2 protein-coding genes are annotated in these 2,848 nt (G+C 62.7%); one reads left to right on the top strand and one right to left on the bottom strand.

The window, feature by feature from the left end; translation table 11 throughout:
* The coding region (locus tag SGJ19_28350; GenBank protein MDZ4784178.1) for a VWA domain-containing protein at positions 1 to 2,301 on the bottom strand (2,301 nt) is incomplete at its 3' end.
* Positions 2,302 to 2,634: 333 nt separating this feature from the next.
* On the opposite strand from SGJ19_28350, the gene SGJ19_28345 reads away from it, so the two are divergent.
* The coding region (locus SGJ19_28345; protein ID MDZ4784177.1) for an acyltransferase at positions 2,635 to 2,848 on the top strand (214 nt) is incomplete at its 3' end.

The following is a 2,848-nucleotide window of genomic DNA, read 5'->3' as shown; positions in this document are numbered from 1 at the left end:
GTCCGCCACCGGATAGACCTTTGTCACCAAGGCGCTATCGACTTCTTCCGGCGTCGTGATCAGCAGCACTTCGTCGCGCACCGTGTACGTCAGTTCGATGCTCTTCAGCATCAATCGCAGGGCGCTCTTGAGACTAATGCCTTCCACGTCGATCGTCACCGGGCTGTCGGTCGTGACGCCCGCCGTGTCGAGCGCCGCCGTGTCCAATTGAATCGGAATCTTGTGCCGTTCCTTGATGTAAGTGATCACATCGGACAGCGGCGATTCCGTGAATTGAAGACTCGTTTCTTCGTTCAACGCCGAGAAAATGCGTTCCTCCGACGGACTGTTGCTCGCCAGATCGACTTCCTTGTACTTCTCACGAGCCTTCGTCAATCGCAGCCACACGTCGGCGTCGGGATAAATAATCGGCTCTTGGTCGTCGTAGGGAACGGCCGAGACGTTGACCGATTCCAACGCCGCCAACGTCATTTGGTCGTGCTGCCGACGCAACTCAATCGCCTCGTGGTAATAGCGCGCGAACTCGCCCGTCAGTGAGGCCGCCTGCGTCACCGGTACGTCCGGATCCGTCCGGCGAGCCGCGTCACCCACCACGGCGGCGTCGCCGTACCGCTGTTCGTCCATCAGCGAATCGAACCGCGCGATCAACTCCGTGAGCTTGTTCTCTTCCAACTGAATCGATTGCAAAGCCAACTGGCGATCTCGCTGCGCCGCATCGTAGGCCTGACGCGAAACGTCGCGGGAAACCTTCTCTTGCAGCCGGCCTTCAGCCGTCCGCAGCGCCGCTTCGACTTGATCCTGCAACTGCCCCCGGACGTCCGCTTCCAGATCAAGCGCCCGGGAAACGTCTTCCATCAACAATTTCAATGCGCTGATCGAAGCCTCGGGATCCTGCGACATCAGCCGCCGGGCCTGATCAATGCTGTTGCGGACCATATTTCGCATGTACTGTTCCATCACCTTGCGGTCGGTCGCGACCTGCTCGGCGAACGAACCATCGTCGGCGAACCGATCTCCGGCCGCAGGCGCGGGCACGGCTTCGGCAGGCGCCGCAACATCGTCCATCTGGAAGTTCGTCAACCGCAGTTCGCGCGGGCGCGCTTCCGGACCGCGCTGACGAATTGCGCCGACCTCGTCTTGAATCGCGGCCGCGTCGGCGCTCGTCGGGTCCATCGCCAAGGCCCGCTCGGCGAGTTGTTCCCCTTGATCCAAGCTGCCGGTCGCCACGGCCTGTTGTGCCAAGCGAACCAGACTGTGCGCGTCTTTTTGCGACATCACCTGCATCTCGCGAAGCCCCGCCAGGCCCACCGTCGGTAGGCTCATGCCGGCGTCCGCCGAGGCATTCGCCACCAGCGGTTCCAGATAAGCGTGATCTTCATGTGCCCCCGTCACCGGCAAGTCCCAGGTCAACGCGCCGCTCGCGGTCTCCGCTTCCACGTGCGCGGTGGCGCCAACTAGCGTACCGCGACCAATCAGAATCGTCTCACGGTCGCTGCGCAACGGCGGGATTTGGCTCGGAAACACTTCCGTGACGCCCTCGGGAACCTTGGCGCTTTGCACCCAGGTCACAGCGCCGTCGGCGCTGTTGGCGAGGAAAGCGCCCGCTTCCGCGGCGCGTGTGGTCTCTTGATCGATGGCGAGATTGCCGCCCGTGTGATTCGCCAACGCGGCCAGCAGTCGATTGTCGGTGTCCGGGCCAATCGCAAAGCTCGTCACCGGCACTTGCGCGGCAGTGAGCATCGCAATCGTGTCGCGCCATTCGTCGCCGTCCAGCAAATTCACCACGCTCTTGCCGTCGCCAATGTAAATCGCGGCGCGTGCGCTGTCGCTCTGCGCGTCGAAGCGATCCACCACCGCCGATAGCATGCTTGGCATGTCCGTGGAGCCGAGCGGCGTCCGGGCGCGAATCTTGTCGATCGCTCCCGCGGCGTCCTGCGCGGACACAAAGCCGGCCGTGAGATCCGTGGTTTCCACGTCGGCCGCCAATACGCGCACGCGATCCTGCGCGCCCAACGATTTCAGCAGCGCCGCCGCAGTCTCGATCGACTTGTCGCGAAACTCGCCAGTCTGGCTGGCGGAGGTGTCAATCACGACGACCACGTCGTGAGCCTTCGACGCCGCGCCCTTCGTCGGCGGCAGGCTCAACATGAAGTAGCCTTCGCCCGCGGCGTTCCGGTACTGCTCGACCCGCGCGGCCTCGTCACGCGGTTCCGCGGCAAACAACGTTGACGGCCCGATGAGCGTCATCGCCCAAGCGGCCATGGCCCCCCGGGCCAACCATCCACGACGTGCTCTTGACATAGGGTTCCGACTCCAAACGAAATATGCGCAGGCGCCAAATGCCGCCGTGTTCCGCAGCGGCGGCCAAAATGACGTGTCGCGGCGCTGACAAAGCGGCCCAGGCCGCCGTCAAGGCGTTGCCACGAATACGCTTATTCTATTCCGCCTCAAGTCCAGATCGCAAGAAAAAACCCGTGGCGCATGACACGTTTCGTCCCACCACCCTGCCAGTTGCCCCTACATTGGGTGGGGCGTCGTCGTCATGCGCGACTTCCGGCCGCGGTCGTCCGTTGCCAATCAATGCCACCCTAGCCACGATAGGATTTCCGCTACTTTTCAATGCATCGGAATGTCATGGCGCCACCGGCAACCTCGACCCGCTACCAAATCCTCGATCATTGGCGCGGCCTGGCCTGCCTGATGGTATTGGCCTATCACTCCACGTTTTACGTGGCCGGCGCCACCTTGGACCGCCAGGTCAAAAGCGGTGCCGCTTCTCCGTCCGAAATCCTGCTCTGGACGACTTCTCGGATGTGGATCGGCGTGCCGATCTTCTTCGTCATTTCAG

The organism is Planctomycetia bacterium (genome assembly GCA_034440135.1).
GTDB lineage: Bacteria > Planctomycetota > Planctomycetia > Pirellulales > JALHLM01 > JALHLM01.
This window is presented reverse-complemented; position numbering and strand designations above follow the sequence as displayed.